15 protein-coding genes are annotated in these 18203 nt (G+C 35.1%); 10 read left to right on the top strand and 5 right to left on the bottom strand.

Annotated features, from left to right (window positions below; translation table 11 throughout):
- Positions 1–35: 35 nt before the first annotated feature.
- Positions 36–314, bottom strand: a complete 279-nt coding sequence (grxC, locus tag OOL07_RS00075) for a glutaredoxin 3 (RefSeq protein WP_264693943.1) — start codon at positions 312–314, stop codon at positions 36–38.
- Positions 307–906, bottom strand: coding sequence for a rhodanese-like domain-containing protein (locus OOL07_RS00070; RefSeq protein ID WP_264693941.1), 600 nt, complete (start codon positions 904–906; stop codon positions 307–309). Before OOL07_RS00070 ends, grxC begins: the two co-directional genes overlap by 8 nt.
- A 365-nt stretch (positions 907–1271) precedes the next feature.
- Here OOL07_RS00070 and OOL07_RS00065 point away from each other — a divergent pair, with 365 nt between their 5' ends.
- The 10 genes from OOL07_RS00065 to OOL07_RS00020 are packed head-to-tail and all read left to right on the top strand — an operon-like array spanning position 1272 to position 13531.
- A complete protein-coding gene (locus OOL07_RS00065) occupies positions 1272–2585 on the top strand; it encodes a S41 family peptidase (RefSeq protein WP_319804014.1) in 1314 nt (437 codons plus the stop codon).
- 34 nt (positions 2586–2619) lie between these two features.
- The gene (locus OOL07_RS00060; RefSeq protein ID WP_264693938.1) at positions 2620–3174 is read left to right on the top strand and encodes a DJ-1 family glyoxalase III; all 555 of its coding nucleotides are present in this window, start codon (positions 2620–2622) and stop codon (positions 3172–3174) included.
- 27 nt (positions 3175–3201) lie between these two features.
- Positions 3202–5430, top strand: a complete 2229-nt coding sequence (locus OOL07_RS00055; protein WP_264693936.1) for a primosomal protein N' — start codon at positions 3202–3204, stop codon at positions 5428–5430.
- Positions 5431–5455: 25 nt separating this feature from the next.
- Complete coding sequence (argS, locus tag OOL07_RS00050; RefSeq protein ID WP_264693934.1) at positions 5456–7210, top strand: arginine--tRNA ligase; 1755 nt, start codon at positions 5456–5458, stop codon at positions 7208–7210.
- A gap of 3 nt (positions 7211–7213) precedes the next feature.
- Positions 7214–7792, top strand: a complete 579-nt coding sequence (locus OOL07_RS00045) for an SPOR domain-containing protein (protein WP_264693932.1) — start codon at positions 7214–7216, stop codon at positions 7790–7792.
- Positions 7793–7830: 38 nt separating this feature from the next.
- A complete protein-coding gene (locus tag OOL07_RS00040) occupies positions 7831–9090 on the top strand; it encodes a formylmethanofuran dehydrogenase subunit B (RefSeq protein ID WP_264693930.1) in 1260 nt (419 codons plus the stop codon).
- Positions 9091–9128: 38 nt separating this feature from the next.
- Positions 9129–10757 carry a formylmethanofuran dehydrogenase subunit A gene (locus OOL07_RS00035; protein WP_264693928.1) on the top strand — a complete coding sequence of 543 codons (1629 nt, stop codon included), beginning with the start codon at positions 9129–9131 and terminating at the stop codon, positions 10755–10757.
- Positions 10758–10760: 3 nt separating this feature from the next.
- Positions 10761–11657 (top strand): formylmethanofuran--tetrahydromethanopterin N-formyltransferase, encoded by an 897-nt coding sequence (gene fhcD, locus OOL07_RS00030; RefSeq protein ID WP_264693926.1) that lies wholly within the window; start codon positions 10761–10763, stop codon positions 11655–11657.
- Positions 11658–12482 carry a formylmethanofuran dehydrogenase subunit C gene (locus OOL07_RS00025; RefSeq protein ID WP_264693924.1) on the top strand — a complete coding sequence of 275 codons (825 nt, stop codon included), beginning with the start codon at positions 11658–11660 and terminating at the stop codon, positions 12480–12482.
- Positions 12483–12526: 44 nt separating this feature from the next.
- On the top strand, positions 12527–13531 hold the full coding sequence (locus OOL07_RS00020) for a class 1 fructose-bisphosphatase (RefSeq protein ID WP_264693922.1): 1005 nt from the start codon (positions 12527–12529) through the stop codon (positions 13529–13531).
- Positions 13532–13620: 89 nt separating this feature from the next.
- On the opposite strand, the gene OOL07_RS00015 is transcribed toward OOL07_RS00020, so the two are convergent.
- From OOL07_RS00015 to dnaN, 3 genes are all read right to left on the bottom strand, one after another.
- Complete coding sequence (locus OOL07_RS00015; RefSeq protein WP_264693920.1) at positions 13621–14310, bottom strand: (5-formylfuran-3-yl)methyl phosphate synthase; 690 nt, start codon at positions 14308–14310, stop codon at positions 13621–13623.
- Between the two features lie 13 nt (positions 14311–14323).
- Entirely contained in the window at positions 14324–16735 is a 2412-nt protein-coding gene (gene gyrB / locus OOL07_RS00010) for a DNA topoisomerase (ATP-hydrolyzing) subunit B (protein WP_264696286.1), read from the bottom strand.
- A gap of 97 nt (positions 16736–16832) precedes the next feature.
- Positions 16833–17936 (bottom strand): DNA polymerase III subunit beta, encoded by a 1104-nt coding sequence (gene dnaN / locus OOL07_RS00005; RefSeq protein WP_264693918.1) that lies wholly within the window; start codon positions 17934–17936, stop codon positions 16833–16835.
- Between the last annotated feature and the right edge of the window lie 267 nt (positions 17937–18203).

Genomic DNA, 18203 nt, shown 5'->3' with positions numbered 1-18203 from the left:
TCCTAAATTTTTTGATTTGTAAAATATAAAATGCCTTAATTTATATTAAGGCCAAATAGATCATCTAGTTTTCCTAGGTGATCAAGAGAAAAAAGATTATCACAACCACCGATAGCCTCATTGTCGATAAAAATTTGAGGTACAGTTCTCCGACCACTGCTTTTTTCAATCATAACTGCACGCTGCCAAGGCTCAAGATCAACTCGAATTTCTGTATAGCTGATATTCTTTTTATTTAATAATGCTTTAGCCTTGATACAGTAGGGACACCAAGCAGTAGTGTAAACCACCACTTTAGGAATTATCCTATTCATAGGCCACTTTTTTATTCTTATGTTTTTTAGTTTTTTTCTTGGATTTATCGATTATAGAAGGTTGATGATTGCCTAGCTCAGATTCTGGTGATATCTGAGATTCAGAGCTCTTTTCAAGGGTTATTTGATCTTTTGGCTTATCTTTATGGTGATGATCTTTATCTCTACCACTAAACAAAGGCATATCTGCTTGTCGCCATGTTTCAATACCACCCTCTATAATATAGATAGCCTTATGATCTCGTTTACTTAATTGAGCAGCAATATTCAGTACACTTTGACCAATACCCCAAATAAGTATTAAAGGGCGATCTTTAAACCGATCTAATCTCGCAATTCCAGTGATAAATGTAGATAAAGGAGCGTTCATTGAATCTAAGATATGCTCTTTATCAAAATCCTTCCCCTCTCTAATATCTACCACTTGAGCATTTTCTTGGTTTATCAATCGAGTAATCTCTACAACAGAAATTGTTCTAATTCCTCGTCGTCGTCGTACGATAGGATCTACTGCTAATGCAGCTATAATTGCTACTAATGAAACAGATAGCATCCAATGATTTGTAAAAAATTCAAAAAGGCGATTATTCATTAATAAAAAAATTCCTAATAAGCTATGTAGGGGTTTGCTTATTGTATCGGAAAATCTTGCGAAATATAAACTCTAACTCTTTCCTTTATTATCAGGTTACACTACCGTTATACTGGCGTGTTGTAATAAATTTTTTCATAAATAATATAGTTTTTCCGTATAATTACCCTATAGTGTTCTATCATATATAATGAACGTTCCCTCCTTATCTAGTGTAAGTAAATGAGCCGTGCTTTAGCAGCTTTATCAAAAATAGGAAAAAGGCTATTAAGTCATAAATAAATCGTCAGTTACTATGGCGAATCATTTATGCCAATATAGTTTTAAGAATTTGTGTAAGATATTTAAATTCAAAAGGATAGTTTATGAGTTTCTCAAAACGTGATGTGCTTATAGCAACTACTAGTCTTACTTTAGGTATAGGCTTCATATTTGGTTCGATGGTACTTGCTGGGCGTTTAGAGAATAAACCCGATTCTTTGCCTTTGGATGAGCTTAGGGCTTTTTCAGAAATATTTGGAGAGATCAAACGTAACTACGTTGAACCTGTGGATGATAAAACCCTTATCGAGGGCTCTATCCGAGGAATGTTATCAAATCTAGATCCTCACTCGGCGTACCTAGATCCTCAATCTTATAGCGAATTAAAAATTGGCACCTCTGGAAAGTTCGGCGGACTAGGGATTGAAGTTGGTATGGAAGATGGCTTCATTCGAGTAGTTTCCCCTATTGATGACACGCCTGCACAAAAAGCTGGAATTCAAGCTGGAGATTTAATTATTCGCATTGATAATGAACCTGTCAAGGATCTCAGTCTTGGAGAAGCTGTAGACAAAATGCGAGGGAAGCCAGGAACTCAGATTACTTTGACTATTATTCGACAAGGAGAGCCACAACCTCTTAAATTTAATATTATTCGGGCAATTATTAAGGTACAAAGTGTTAAAAGCAAAACGCTAGAGAAGGGGTATGGCTATGTGCGTATTAGCCAATTCCAAGTAGAAACTGGGGCGAATGTAGAAAATGAGATTAAAAAACTCACAAAAGAGAGTGGAGGAAACTTAAAGGGATTAGTATTAGATTTACGTAACAATCCAGGTGGTGTCCTTAGTGCAGCAGTAGAAGTTTCTGATTCTTTTCTAGAAAAAGGACTAATCGTATATACAGAAGGTAGGGATCCTCAGTCTAAGCAAAGCTTTAGAGCTACTCCTGGTGATGTACTTAAAAATGCACCTATGGTTGTATTAGTTAATGGTGGGTCAGCCTCTGCATCAGAAATTGTTTCGGGGGCACTTCAAGATCATCATCGAGCAATCGTCATGGGTACAAAAACCTTTGGAAAAGGGTCAGTACAGACTATTTTACCTCTAACAGAAGATACCGCACTAAAACTAACCACGGCGAGGTATTACACCCCTTCCGGACGATCGATTCAAGCTGAGGGAATTGTTCCAGATATTAAATTGGATAATATCAAAGTTTCTGCAGTGGATGGTGCGGATAATGATTCTTCTGTAAAAGAAGCAAATCTGTCTCACCACTTAAGTAATGATAGTAAAAAAAACGAAGCACCTAAAGAGAATCAAGAAGAAGCCCATCTTGCTATTGAGGACTATCCTTTGTATGAAGCTTTAAATCTTCTTAAAGGACTTAGTGCTCTTGCTGCAATAGGAAAGTAAAAGTTAATTTTTTGGTAATTTAAGATAGTTGGTAATGCCACGTGTACTTATCCCTTTAGCTCAAGGTTGTGAAGAACTTGAAGCAGTTACATTGATTAATTTATTGCGTCGCGCAGGCATCGAAGTCATTACTGCCGGCCTTAATGATCAGCCGATTGTAGGTAGCCGGGGTATTCGCTTAATCCCGGATACCACTCTCGATACTATTGTAGATCAGGAGTTTACGATGGTTGTGCTACCCGGAGGAGCATCTGGTGCTGCTAATTTAAATTCAGATTCTCGTATTCACGTATTACTAAAAAATACTGTACGACAAGGAAATAAAGTTGCTGCGATCTGTGCTGCACCTACTGTATTTGCAGATATTGGGCTACTTGATAGCAAAAAAGCAACGGGATACCCGGGGTTTTTAGATAAGTTAAATTTACCAACTACCACGCTTTGTAATGATCCGGTTGTAATAGATGGTAATGTGATCACATCAAGAGGACCTGGTACTGCAATGGATTTTGCTTTAACTCTTATAGAAATTTTAATAAATAATCCTAAGCGTCTTGAGGTAGAGGAGGGTTTGAAGCGTTCATTATAGGAGATAGATTACATATATTATTAATGAATGGCAGTTTCTTCTAAGATTCTTAGGATTGCTATCCCCTCTCCAGTACTCCACTATTTTGATTATTTTCCGCCACTTGGTGCTTCTCATCAAGAATTAAAAATTGGAATACGAATACAAGTCCCATTTGGGACAAGAAACATCATTGGTATTTTAGTTGCCATTGTTACCTGCAGTAGTGTTCCTCCCCACAAATTAAAATATGCCCTATCTTGTATCGATAGGATTCCTATTATTCCCAAATCTTTAATGAATCTTTTTCTGTGGGCCATAAAATACTATCACGCCCCGCCAGGGGAAGTATTCTTTACCGCATTACCTCAACAGCTACAACGGGGAGTCGTGCTTAAACCTCCTAGCATTTCTAAATGGTTTCTATCCTCTAAAGGAAAAAATCTAACCCCTGATTTAATGATTTTTCGTAAAGCACCTCGGCAAGAACAGCTTATAAAATTGCTTTACCAGCACCCAGAAGGATTAAGTACAACTCAAATTAAGGCAAAATTAGGATCTTGCCAGAGTAGCCTTTCTAGTTTAAGCATTAAAGGATGGATTGAAAACAGAGAGAGTCCTATCGCCCTTGCAAAAGATAAACAGTTTTCTGGGGAAAAAATAATTTTTCAATTAACTATCGAGCAAAAAATTACTGCTACCACTATTATTGCTAATCATCTGAAATTTAAGCCATTTTTACTTCAGGGCGTGACAGGCAGTGGTAAAACAGAGGTATATTTAGAAATAATTTCTGAGATTATTGCTAAAAAAAAACAGGCACTCATCTTAGTCCCAGAAATTGGGCTTACTCCGCAAATTTTATCACGGTTTTATAATCGCTTTGAATATCCCATTGGAATCTTACACTCCTCTTTAAATACAAAAGAACGGCTAGATACTTGGATTGCCACGCTAAAAGGGAAAATACCAATTATCATAGGTACCCGATCAGCAATATGGGCTCCATTGCAAAATCTTGGTGTAATTATAATTGACGAAGAGCACGATCCATCCTTTAAGCAGCAGGAAGGATTTCGCTATCACGCTAGAGATTTAGCAATTATAAGAGCACATCAGGCAAATATACCTATCGTGTTAGGTAGTGCGACCCCTTCGCTGGAGAGTTTAGAAAATACTAAACGAGAGCGCTACCAGATATTAAAACTCTCTCAAAGAGTAGGGGCAGCTAAAATGCCTCAAGTTCGTCTTATTGATATCCGATCTTGTAGTTTAGAAGCTGGAATGTCATCTGAAATGCTCTCTACTTTACAAAATCATATAAAACAAGATAATCAAGCTCTATTATTTATTAACAGACGAGGGTTTGCGATTACCTTAATTTGTAATTATTGCGGGTTTGCAATACCTTGCCAGAATTGCGATTCTTATATGGTGGTCCACCAACAAAATTATCACTTATGTTGCCACCATTGCGGTTATAAGAGCCCTATTCCAGCTAAATGCCCTCGATGTACTCATCCGATCCTGCAACCACAAGGATTAGGTACGGAACAAGTAGAAATAGGACTAAAACATTTTTTCCCAAATACCAAAATAATACGTGTTGACCGAGATACGACTCGAAAAAAAGGGGTTTTTAACAGAATATTTGAGGATATTCATAATAAGAAATATCAGATTTTAGTAGGAACACAGATGCTAGCAAAGGGGCATGATTACCCAAATCTTACTTTAGTTGGTATTTTAGATGCGGATCAAATGTTATTTAGCAGTAATTTTAGATCAGCAGAGAGAATGATACAGCTTATCACCCAATTGATAGGTCGATCTGGTCGAGGTAGTAAATTAGGTGAGGTTTTAATTCAAACGCGCTATCCAGAACATCCTCTTCTTCAATCCTTAATTAATGATGGGTATGATTATAGTGCTGAGTTGATTTTAAAAGAACGATACCAAGCCAGATTACCTCCTTATGGGTATTTGGCCCTACTAAGGGCAAAATCATTGAACGCAAATACACCTCTTCTATTTTTAGAAGATTCTAGAAATATAATTATAGAATTAGATCCTAAGGGCATGGTAACCTTATTAGGGCCGGTTTCTGCATCTATGGAGCGCCAAGGTAATTACTATCATGCTCAATTATTGTTACAAGGATCTTCAAGAAATTACTTGCAGCAATTGTTATCTCTTTGGATACCAAAGCTTGCTTCCTTAAAAACAGCAAGAAAAGTTCACTGGTCTGTAGATGTAGATCCTATAAATTTAATGTAATCACCTTAAATTTTTTGAGAATCTTTTGAAAAGTATAATTCAACAATCCATTAAAACTTCCCTTTCTTTTTTAAATCAAGAGGGTATAAACATTGATAGTGAAATCCAAATTCTAATTGAGCAAACACGAAGTAAAGCCCATGGGGATTTTGCGAGCAATATTGCTATGGTTCTTGCCAAAAAGACAAGAAAATCACCACAAGACTTTGCAAAACTTATTATCCAATATTTACCTTCTCATCCTGATATAGAGAAGGTAGAAGTTGCTGGTCCTGGGTTTATCAACTTCACTATGACCTTATCTGCCTTTCAAGCAATTATTCCTGAAATTCTAGAAAAAAAAGACCTCTTTGGTCATAGTCAGATAGGTCAAGATAAAAAAATACATATTGAATTCGTTTCAGCCAATCCTACTGGTCCTCTGCATGTAGGTCATGGGCGAGGTGCAGCTTATGGCGATAGTTTAGCTCGATTACTTGCTGCTGTAGGTTATAAAGTTCATCGAGAATATTATGTAAACGATGCTGGTCGCCAAATGGATATTTTGGCTATTAGTATCTGGTTACGATATCTAGAATTATGGGGCAATACTCTATTATTTCCAGACAATGGTTATCGTGGTAGTTATGTCTGGGATATAGCTAATATAGCTAAAGATACTTATGGAGAGAAATTTTGCTTTTCTATAGAAGAAATTTTTCAATCTTTGCCAAATCTTACGGAAAATAATCATGAACAATACTTAGATTCTCTTATTCAAAGAGCTAAGCAAGTTTTAGGTAATGATGACTACAGAATAATCTTCACTCTAGGGCTTAGAAGTATTTTAGATAATATTCGCACCGATTTAATAGAATTTGGTATTGAGTACGATCAGTGGTTTTCTGAGCACTTTTTAATAGAAGAAGGTGCGGTTGAAGAGGTAATTAATCGACTTAAAGAACTTAATTATCTTTACCAAAGAGACAATGCTTGGTGGTTTTGTTCTACAAACTTTGGTGATGAGAAAGATCGGGTAGTTATCCGGGAAAATGGTCAATTTACTTATTTTGCTTCTGATATTGCCTATCACCTAAATAAGGTTAAGCGAAAATACGATAAAATTATTGATATTTGGGGTGCTGATCACCATGGATATATCCCAAGAATTAAAGCATTTTTCCATGCATTAAATTTTAACTCGCAACAGTTAGAAGTAAAGCTTGTTCAGTTTGCTACTCTATATCGTGGTAAAGAAAAGGTGCAAATGTCCACCCGTAGTGGTGAATTTGTTACCCTGCGAGAATTATATGAAGAAGTAGGCAAAGATGCAGCCCGTTTTTTTTACATTATGCGAAGTGCTGATCAGCATATGGATTTTGACTTAGAATTAGCAAAGTCAAAGAGCAATGATAACCCTGTATATTACATTCAATATGCTCACGCTAGAATTTCTAGTATTTTTCGGCAAATGGAAGCTAAAAAATTAATTTTCGATCTCAATCAAGGTAAAGAAAATATTAGCTTACTTAATCAACCTGATGAAGTTGATTTATTGTATCATCTTTCTTCATATCCAGAAATCATTGAAAATTCAGCTACCCAAGGATCCCCTCATCTACTTGCTTATTATCTTTTAGAGTTGGCTAAAAGATTCCATATCTATTACAATAATTCTGTTTTACTAGTAATAGAAAATTCTAAGTTAAGAAATGCTCGCTTAGTCTTAATTATGGTAGTAAAACAAACAATAAAAAATGGTTTAATCTTATTAGATGTTTCTACACCAGAATCTATGTAGCCTATGTCCTCTAATCAAAATAATGAAACTTATCTTATCGATGATAATCACCGCGAGCTAAAACCTTGGTTATGGCTTGTTGCCGTTTTAGCTACTTGTAGCTTGATTGTATTATTCCAAAGTTGGGATCCATGGGAAGATTTAGAATCTACTCAAGCAAAGCTAGAGGAAGTATCAGAGAGTACAAATCCTATTCAAGCATCTAATACTCATCACTTCGAATTCTATACATTATTACCTAGTATAGAAACTACAGGAATTACCCATTTGCAACACTACAACTCCCAACCATATAAGCCTAATAAAGTGGCTATCCAAAGGGACTCTTCATCTCAACAAATTCCTTCAGAATCCTATGTTTTACAGGCTGGATCATTTCACAGTTACGATCAGGCGAATAAGCGTAGATCCACACTTGCCTCCATGGGTATAGAAGCTACCGTACAAACAGTAACTACTGGGGATAATATTTGGCACCGAGTTCGGATTGGTCCTAAGAATGATCCAAATCAATTAAATATTATCCAAGAACAGTTACGCAATAAAGAAATAGAGTGCCAACTCTATAAAATAAAATCCTAAAGGTGAAATACATAGAATCTGCCCTTTATTTTTAAGGAATGATTCTCCCAATTGGAGATCATTTGTGGAATGAGGTACCTAATCCATTTGATAGTGTTGGATCTGATAACCTCAGGATAAAAATTCATAACCACCAAGCTACTGTTTTAGAAAATAATAGTGAAATTACTAAAAATGGATTTGAACAAGAATTAGGGGATAGTCAGCCTAAAATTAAAGGTAATCCCGCTAGCTTGGTAGAAGCTATTGATTATATTATTAGTATTCTAAATCAATCACAGCTACCTTTACTATCAGGTCTAGCCACTGATGTAGCGGGAATTCAAGCCGCATTAAAATTAGCGAAGTACTATGGTGCTACTGTTGATTATGCAGCCTCTGGTCTAACTAGTATTTTTGCTATTCAATATAACGGTTTTATAGGTACAACTCTAGCTGAGGTTAAAAATCGTGCTGATCTTCTACTCGTTATAGGTGGTAATTTAGAATCAAATTATTTAAATTTTTTAGAGCGCTACATTTGGAATAATCAAGATTCGCTCTATTCACACCCTATACAAAGAAAAATAATTTATTTAGGATGCTCTCTTGAGATTCTAAAAGAACATCCGCCTTATCTCCCATCACCACTTATTATTAATTATGATCCTAGGGATCTTCCAGAAATATTAGCTACGCTAAAGGCAATTACTATAGGTAGCATACTACAAGCTAAAACAGTTGCTGGTGTTCCTGTAGAGCGATTGTGTTCTTTAGTTGAATTATTAAAGCGAGCTCGTTATAGCGTAGTAACTTGGGCTATAGATCAGTGGCCTATTTCCCATAAAGAGCTAACTATTCAAATTCTCATCGAGTTTATCGGACTAATTAATCACACTACCCGATGCTCAGTTTTTCCATTTTGGGAATTGCCAAGTGAAATTAGTGCATACCAAGTATGCACTTGGCAGACAGGATATCCTACGAGGATAAGTTTCTCTTCAGGTTATTCTGGATATGACCCCTATTTGTATGCAGCTGAGCGTATTTTAAATTCAGAAGAAGCAGATTCTTTAATCTGGATTTCTGCTTTTGATCAAAAATTCTCTCCTCCTATATATTCTATACCCACAATAGTGTTAGGAAGATCTGGGATGAATTTTACGCAAGATCCTGAAGTTTTTATTCCAATAGGCACGCCTGGAATTGATCATAGTGGGCATATTTTTTGCTCTGATCATAGGGTAATTCCCTTATATAAACTAAGAAATACGAATCTACCTAGTACTGCAGAAATAATTAATACTATTCTTAAATAATAATAGATAATTTACCCGTCTTTAGATGAGAGTAGTCTATGATCATTAAACTTACAGGTGGGGTTATCTACGATCCCACTCATCAGATTGAGGGTAAGATTGGAAATATTTATATTCAAAACGGGCAAATTGCAGCACCTCCTCGGGATAACCACTTCGATTTAGAATATGATGTAGTTGATAAAATTATTATGCCAGGAGCAATTGATATTCATAGCCATATTGGTGGTGGATCGCTCAATTTAGCTCGGATGTTATTTCCTAAGAAAATCGATAATCGTTCTTTCTCTTCAGTACTTCCTAATACGTTTGATATAGGCTATGAGTACGCAAAAATGGGTTATACTGCTGCATTTGAGCCTGCTATATCTCCTATAAATGCCCGCCAAGCTCACCTAGAAATGGGTGATATTCCCATGATTGATAAAGGAGGTTATGCTTTATTAGGTAATGATGATTATCTACTTCAAAGCATTGCTAAACATACTGATCAAGAATTAATTAATCACTATGTGGCTTGGGTTTTATCAGCAAGTTATTGCTTAGGTATTAAAGTAGTTAACCCAGGAGGGGTTAATGCTTTTAAATTTAATCAACGAAAATTAGATTTAGATGAAGTAGGTCCTTTCTATGGAATTACTCCTCGCCAAATTTTACTTCACCTAGCTCAAGCAGTCTATGACTTAGGTATTCCTCATCCACTTCATATACATGGGTGCAACTTAGGAGTACCTGGAAATTTAGAGACTACGCTAAAAACTATTCATGCATGCGAGGGATTACCTGCTCACTTTGCTCATGTTCAATTCCATAGTTATAGTAAAGAGGGAAACCGTAAATTTTCTTCAGGAGCAGCCCAAGTTGCAGAAGCAATTAATAATCATCCCAATATTACTGTTGATGTAGGCCAAATTTTATTTGGACAGACTGTGTCCGTATCTGCAGATAGTATGCAACAGTATGCACACTTTATTCATGCTTATCCTAAGAAGGGAATATGGATAGATGAATCATGTCATTCTGGTTGTGGTATTGTTCCATTTAAATACCAAGATAAATCTTTTGTAAATTCTTTACAGTGGATTATTGGGTTAGAAATTTTTTTATTAATAAATAACCCTTGGCAAGTATGCCTAACCACTGATCATCCAGCAGGAGCTTTATTTACTACGTATCCTCATATTATTCGATTATTGATGGATCGTAGTTTTCGTGATGATATGCTCGCTACGCTTCATCCAGATGCGGTAAAAGTAAGTATCCTTAAATCTATAAAAAGAGAGTATTCACTTTATGAAATAGCTATTATTACCCGCTCAGGTCCTGCAAAACTATTAGGTCTTACTAATAAAGGGCACTTAGATATAAAGGCTGATGCAGATATTACCATCCATACTGATCATCAAGATAAAGAAAGAATGTTTGCACAGCCTACCTATGTTTTTAAAGATGGAGAGCTGATTGTAAAGAACGGGAAATTACTTAACCCTGCATTAGTAGGAACAACCCATATTGTTCGTCCTTCTTTTGATGATTCCATAGAAAAGGATTTGCAGAATTATTTTGATCGCTATCTTTCTTTAAAATTAAGTAATTTTAAAATGAATGATGAAGAGATTATTGGAGATAAACAAGGTCATATTTATATTCATCCGTGCTATAAATAAAATATGGTGATTAATGGAGTAGAAATAGAATCTACCTATGCTGAAGCTTTCTCCATGAAAGCAACTCGAATAATAATTACTGCACGTACTTTAAAATGGGCTTATCATGCGGCATCAGCAGTAACTGGATTTGCCACCTCGATTGTAGGTTGTGGTTGTGAAGCAGGTATAGAAAGGATTCTTACGCCTACCGAAACCCCGGATAAAAGACCTGGTATTTCAGTTTTATTATTTGCTCTAGGCAGTAAAACCCTTACTAAACAGGTTACGCTCAGAGTTAGCCAATGTGTACTTACTACACCTACAGTTGCTTTATTTTCTGGGATTAATAGTGATCAAACTATCCCTTTGGGAAGTTACTTAAGGTTTTTTGGTGATGGATTTCAGATTTCTAAACTTATTCAAAATCGTCGCTATTGGCGAATTCCTATTATGGGAGGGGAATTTTTTACGGAGGAAACAGCAGGAATAGTCTCTGCAATCGGTGGAGGTAATTTTCTCGTATTTGCTAAATCCCAATCTCAAATTTTAGTTGCCTGTGAAGCAGCAGTATCAGCCATTAAAAAATTACCGAATGTAATCACACCTTTCCCTGGAGGAATGACTAGTTCCGGATCAAAAGTAGGATCTAAATATAAAATGCTTAAAGCCTCTACTAATACGATTTTTTGCCCTACCTTAAGAGGACAGATAGCTACTAAACTCACTTATGAAACTGAATCGGTAATGGAAATTATTATTGATGGTCTCTCAAAAGAAGATATTAATAGAGCTATGAAAGTAGGTATATCTACCATATGCAATTTTGGGAAAAAAAACGGAATTATTAAAATTAGTGCAGGTAATTATGAGGGTCGCCTAGGATCGTTTCACTTTCATCTCCATGATATGATAACTTAAGTGAAAACTACGCCCCTAACCTTCACGCTAAATCATCCTCCAGCCCAAAGAATAGATGTATCCTTTCTGATTCCAAAAAATTTATCTCATTTATCTTTAACTGAAATTAAAGCTTATCTTTTATATGTAGGTAATCAAAAAATCAGAATAGGCGAACTTTTTAATATTGATGGAAATGATATAAATCATATTATTTTTTCTGGGCAAATTCAAAAGATAGATTATATTGGTAAGGATTTATCTGATGGAAAAATTACTATACAAGGATCCTGTGGATTTTATACAGGTATGGGTATGTCGGGTGGAGAAATTACTGTTTATGGTAATACCGATAGTTTTACCGCTTGTGAAATGAAAGATGGGTTACTTAAAGTTTATGGAAATTGTAATGATTTCCTTGGGGCTGCAGCACCTAATAATAGAACTGGTATGTCTGGAGGTATTGTAATTGTTAAAGGAAATAGTGGCGATCGAGTGGGAGATCAAATGCGTCGGGGTACACTTTTAATTGAAGGTGATACAGGAGATTATTTAGGCTCTCGAATGATAGCTGGTACAATTGCTATACTTGGTGGTACTGGGAGTTATATTGGGTATGGAATGAAACGAGGTTCCTTACTACTTTGGCAAAAGCCAAATAAACTAAGTGCAACTTTTAATGATTGTGGAGTCCATAATTTAGAATTTTTACCTTTCATGTTGGACTCTTATAAAAAATTAGATACCCAATTATCTAATCCTGAAATGACAATTCATCGAGTAAATCGCTTTTGCGGCGATATGGCCTGTTTAGGTCAAGGTGAAATCTTAATTAAACAGATCTAAAATTTAGGATATTTTAATAATAATTTAGAAAGGATATATGCCTTATGCATAACCACATTTCTTTAAATCAATTTATTTCTCAAGAAAGTATTAAACACTCAAGCATTGATCATGATCTTGCAGGATTATTAAATCAGGTTGCGGTTTCTTGTAAAAAGATCTCAAATCTTGTAAATCGTAGTGGTCTCATGCATATACTTGGAGCCGCCGGTACTGAAAATATCCAAGGAGAAGGTCAAAAAAAACTAGATATCATTAGTAATGATGTTATGGTTAAAGATTTAGAGTGGACTGGATATCTAAGTGGTATGGTTTCTGAAGAAGTTGAAGAAATTATCTCAATTCCTAACCAATACCCTAAAGGTAAATATTTACTTCTTTTTGATCCTCTCGATGGTTCCTCCAACATTGATGTTAATGTATCTGTAGGTACAATTTTTTCGGTTCTGCATACTCCTAATGGAGTAACTCATCCTAAAGATGAGAACTTTTTGCAGCTAGGCACACAACAAGTATGCGCAGGCTTTTGTGTCTATGGCCCTACTACTATGCTTGTACTAACCACTGGTCATGGGGTAAATGGTTTTACTCTAGATCGAGACGTAGGCGATTTTGTACTTACTCACCCAAATATGACTGTTCCAGAAGATACTTCTGAGTTTGCAATTAATATATCTAATCAGCGTTTTTGGGAAGCACCTATACAGCGGTATATTCAAGAGTGCCTTCAAGGTAAAGAAGGACCGAGGGGTAAGAATTTTAATATGCGATGGATAGCTTCTATGGTAGCCGAAGTTTATCGTATTCTTACTCGAGGTGGGATTTTTATGTACCCAAAAGATCATAAAGATCCTAGCAAGCCAGGGCGCCTCCGTTTAATGTATGAGGCTAATCCTATGAGTTTTATTATTGAACAAGCAGGAGGGTTAAGTTCAACGGGTTATGAACCAATTCTAACGGTGAAACCAACCCATATTCATCAACGGATACCTGTGATTATAGGTTCTAGAAATGAAGTATCCCAAGTTATTTCTTACCACAAAGGGTAGTATAATTTTATCTTTAGTGGTAGTTTAAATCCTATACGAAAATAGCCCCTTTTAGGGGCTATTTTTATAGACAAAGTAATATTAAGGAACTAGCTATTTAGTTTTTCTTTAATAGATCGAGAAGCAATAAGATCCAGGGATTCTCTTCTATCTTGATTACGACATAAAGCGCCACGAAATCCTAAGTAATCTGCTTGTAATGGTAATAATAGCGGTATATCTTCAATTCTAAGAGAACCAGCTAATCCAACAGCTAAACTATTACTATGGCTTATATCTATAAAATATTGAATCTGCTTTAAAGAAAGATAATTTAATAAGCCAGATCCATTTTTGGTAAGAGTATCTAACATGACACCTTTAAATCCATTTTCTTGCAAAACTGGAATCCACGAAAAAGAAAATAAATTATCCACAAATAATACTCCAACTAATGAAGTATTCTGAGAAGCTAATGATTGTAGTGATTGAGAAGCAACTGATATTATATTGTTTGATAATAATCCTATTTTTAAATAGTCCACTTTAGCTGCTGCAACTTCCATCGCAATATTACATATCTGAGAGGAATCAGTAAAAACACTTCCTATAGTCACACTAATTCGACAGTGGTTATGCATTAACTGAGCAGCCTGCTGAATAACTTTAATAGGCAATACACCGAAAGGATCTTTGTCTGAGTTTACTTCTTTCAAATCAAGAATATCTGGAATTAATGAATTATTAAGTAACTGCTTAACTTCATCAAGATTAGATACACTCGCTAACCAGCCGTTCATAACTAGCAGTAAACTAAATATCTAAATTAGCCACATGAAGTGCATTAGTTTCAATAAATTCTCGTCTAGGATCTACCTGATCTCCCATCAAAGTAGTAAATATTTCATCGGCTGCAACTGCATCATCTACATGTACTTGAGTCAGGCGACGAGTAGCAGGATTCATAGTAGTTTCCCATAGTTGATCCGGATTCATTTCTCCTAATCCTTTATAACGCTGTATAGCTTGACCTTGCTTTGCTTGGTTAATTAGCCAATCTACCATTTCTTGGATACTACTTATTGGTAGTTGTTTTTCCTCTTGTTGAATTAAAATATTATTTCCTACAGATCGAGTTAGTTTTTTTCCAAGTTGAGCAATATGTTGATATTCGGAAGAATCAAAAAAATCTTTATTGATAAATTGAGAATAAGTAACACCATGGCGAATAATTTTTACATGTAGCATAGGTGTCTGATCTTTAAATAAAGAGGTTAATTTATATTGTGTTTTATCTTTGATAGCGGTGTTAATCTGATTTTCTAATTTGGTAACACAACTCTGCCATGAGCTAAACTCTACTTCTGAACTAATAATAGAATCCGTATATATAGATTGCTCTAATAGAAAAGAGTCATAACGATAAGATAATCGGCTAATTTCTTGCTTAAGTTGAAAATAGTTTTTTAGAAACCTTAATAAATTATCTCCTTCAACTGCCGCTTCTTGTAAGTCTGAATATACCTTAATATTTTCAATAGCTAATTTAGTAAGGTAATGTTCCATTTCTGAGTCATCTCTAACATATCGTTCGCTTTTGCCCTTTTTCACTTTATAAAGAGGAGGCTGCGCAATATAGATATGACCGTTTTCTATTAGCTTTGGCATTTGACGATAGAAAAATGTTAATAGTAAGGTTCGAATATGAGAGCCATCCACATCCGCATCAGTCATGATAATAATACGATGGTATCGAAGCTTATCAGCATTGTATTCTTCTGGACCAATTCCACATCCTAAAGCTGTAATTAATGTGGCGACTTCTGCAGAGCCTAGCATTTTGTCAAACCGGGCTTTTTCTACATTAAGAATTTTACCTTTAAGCGGTAAAATAGCTTGATTCCTACGATCTCTTCCTTGTTTCGCAGATCCTCCTGCTGAATCCCCTTCTACCACAAAAAGTTCTGAAAAAGCTGGATCTCGCTCTTGGCAATCTGCAAGTTTTCCCGGTAACCCAGCTACATCTAAAGTACCTTTACGTCGTGTAAGCTCTCTTGCTTTTCTAGCTGCTTCCCTTGCTCTAGCTGCCTCTATCATTTTGCTACTAATTGCTTTAGCATCAATAGGACGTTCCAATAAGAAACTCTGAAGGTATTCAGAAACTAGTGCTTCAACTACACTTTTCACTTCAGAGGATACTAATTTTTCTTTTGTTTGAGATGAAAACTTTGGATCTTGAATTTTAATAGAGAGCACTGCCATTAACCCTTCACGTGCATCATCTCCAATAGTATTAATCTCATTGTTTTTCTTAATTAACCCCTCTTTTTCTATATATTGATTTAAAGTTCGTGTAAGTGCCGATCTAAAACCTGCTAAATGAGTGCCTCCATCTTTTTGAGGAATATTGTTAGTAAAACAGAAAAAATTCTCCTGATATGAACTATTCCATTGAGCTGCCAGCTCAACAGAAATTTCTTCTCGTTCCGCTTGAAAATAGAAAATACTCTCATGCAAAGGAGTTTTATTTTTATTAAGATGAGTAACAAATGCACGAATACCGCCACTATAAAAAAACTCTTCCTTTTTTGCAGATCTTTCATCTTTTAAAAGAATTTTTACCCCGGAATTAAGGAAAGCTAGTTCTCTTAATCGCTTAGCTAGAATATCAAAACTAAAAATAATATTAGAGAAGATCTCAGAGCTAGGAGAAAACTTAATTGTTGTGCCGGTCAGATTTGTAGTGCCAGTAACTTGTAGTGATTCTTTAGGCTCTCCTGTTTGATAGTGTTGTTGATATACTTTTCCATCTCGATAAATTTCTAAAAAAAGAGAAGATGAAAGAGCATTTACTACAGATACACCTACCCCGTGAAGACCACCTGAAACTTTGTAAGAGTTATTATTAAACTTTCCGCCTGCATGTAATACAGTCATAATAACTTCTGCGGCTGATCTACCTTCTTCCTTATGAATATCTGTGGGAATACCTCGTCCATTATCAGAAACTATAACTGTTTCATCTGACTCTATGGTTACAATAATTTGATTACAAAATCCTGCAAGCGCTTCGTCAATGGCATTATCTACTACCTCAAATACCATATGATGGAGACCAGTGCCATCATCGGTATCTCCAATGTACATTCCAGGACGTTTACGAACTGCATCTAATCCTTTTAAAACTTGAATATGAGATGAATCATAAGTAGAACTGGTCACTATTGTTACTCCTAAAGTAGAGGGAATACGGTTCAGATATTTTTATATGTTTCACGTGAAACATATAAAAAAAGAAAAATTACATAAAAGTAGAATTTTTTTATAGCCGCATTGGCATAAGTATATATTTGTAGTTATTCTGATTGCTAATTGGGGTGATAAGGCAGCTATTATTATTATTGATAAATTCTAGCTTTACCTCATCAGTAGTGATAATACTAAGTATTTCTATAAGGTAGGTATTATTGAAGGCAATTTCTAATGCATCTCCCATATAATTAGCTTCTACCTCAATTTTTGCTGTTTCATTTTCATTGTTTGTAGCGGTGATTTTTAGTTTTGAATTTAGCAACTCTAGTCGTACTCCGTGAAATTTATCCTTTATAAGAATATTCGCCTTAACTAAGGCTCGCTTCAATGTTTCTCGGTGCACTATTAATTGCTTATTATATCCTGTCGGGAGGACTTGCTTATAATCTGGAAACTGTCCATCTATGAGTTTAGATAATAAGAAAAATCCTTGAAATTCAACTCTGATCTGATTACTGCTTAGCGTTAGGGTTATGGAATCGTTAGTTTCTCCTAGTAGTCTAATCAGTTCTAATACTCCTTTACGTGGAATGATGACTTGAATTTTTTCTCTATCTTGAAAGTTTTTAGCTAAGCTACCTATAGCAAGACGATGCCCATCAGTAGCAGCCACTGAAATTCCGCATGATTCTATTTCTATTAATAGCCCATTTAAATAATACCGAGCATCTTGATTTGCCATACAAAATGCAGTTTGCCGCAACAAGTTTTTTAGCTCTACTTGAGTGAGTTCTATTTTGTCTATATCGGAGAACTCTTCTGTGAGAGGAAAATTATCTGCAGGTAATGTACTTAATACAAATTGGTTATTCTCTGATTTAATGTAAATTTGTTCATTCTTTTTTTGAATTTCTAATATGGATTGTGGAGATATAGTACGGCAAATATCCAAAATTTTTTTTGCAGAAACAGTTACTCTTCCAGGTACTCTCTGTTGAATGTTTAGAGTGGTTTTTATTTCTATGTCAAGATTTGTAGCCACCAGAATTAATTCTTGGTCCTGAACTATAAATAAGACATTGGAAAGAATAGGTAAAGTATTGCGACGCTCTACCACACCACAAACGATAATAAGATGTCTAATAATTTTTTCACGTTCAATTAAAAAATGCATTATTATTTATAATGATTTTATTTAAAATAACTATTTTGTAATAAATCACATTACCTTATTTAAGGTATAAGTAATGAGAAAAGTATTTTTATGTATAACTATATAGTCAAAATTTAATTAATACTTTATTATTAAAATACATAAATTAGACTTTGTAGTTTATCTTGCTAAGATTCTAGCTAGAAGTTAAGCTATTAACCCTTCGCTTTAAAGATAATTCTCATTATTAATAGATTTAAATTATAAAACACTAAATTTAAGTTAGCT

Origin of the sequence: Candidatus Nitrosacidococcus sp. I8, assembly GCF_945836005.1 — a bacterium.
GTDB lineage: Bacteria > Pseudomonadota > Gammaproteobacteria > Nitrosococcales > Nitrosococcaceae > Nitrosacidococcus.
Note: the sequence above shows the minus strand (reverse complement) of the source record. Positions and strands in the feature narration are given on the sequence as shown.

Excerpts from the sequence above, each read along its gene's own strand:
- OOL07_RS00035 (WP_264693928.1), top strand. The coding sequence starts at position 9,129 with ATGATCATTAAACTTACAGGTGGGGTTATCTACGATCCCACTCATCAG.
- OOL07_RS00055 (WP_264693936.1), top strand. The coding sequence starts at position 3,202 with ATGGCAGTTTCTTCTAAGATTCTTAGGATTGCTATCCCCTCTCCAGTA.
- OOL07_RS00045 (WP_264693932.1), top strand. The coding sequence starts at position 7,214 with ATGTCCTCTAATCAAAATAATGAAACTTATCTTATCGATGATAATCAC.
- OOL07_RS00060 (WP_264693938.1), top strand. The coding sequence starts at position 2,620 with ATGCCACGTGTACTTATCCCTTTAGCTCAAGGTTGTGAAGAACTTGAA.
- grxC (WP_264693943.1), bottom strand. The coding sequence starts at position 314 with ATGAATAGGATAATTCCTAAAGTGGTGGTTTACACTACTGCTTGGTGT.
- OOL07_RS00070 (WP_264693941.1), bottom strand. The coding sequence starts at position 906 with ATGAATAATCGCCTTTTTGAATTTTTTACAAATCATTGGATGCTATCT.
- fhcD (WP_264693926.1), top strand. The coding sequence starts at position 10,761 with ATGGTGATTAATGGAGTAGAAATAGAATCTACCTATGCTGAAGCTTTC.
- OOL07_RS00015 (WP_264693920.1), bottom strand. The coding sequence starts at position 14,310 with ATGAACGGCTGGTTAGCGAGTGTATCTAATCTTGATGAAGTTAAGCAG.
- OOL07_RS00065 (WP_319804014.1), top strand. The coding sequence starts at position 1,272 with ATGAGTTTCTCAAAACGTGATGTGCTTATAGCAACTACTAGTCTTACT.
- dnaN (WP_264693918.1), bottom strand. The coding sequence starts at position 17,936 with ATGCATTTTTTAATTGAACGTGAAAAAATTATTAGACATCTTATTATC.
- OOL07_RS00020 (WP_264693922.1), top strand. The coding sequence starts at position 12,527 with ATGCATAACCACATTTCTTTAAATCAATTTATTTCTCAAGAAAGTATT.
- OOL07_RS00040 (WP_264693930.1), top strand. The coding sequence starts at position 7,831 with ATGATTCTCCCAATTGGAGATCATTTGTGGAATGAGGTACCTAATCCA.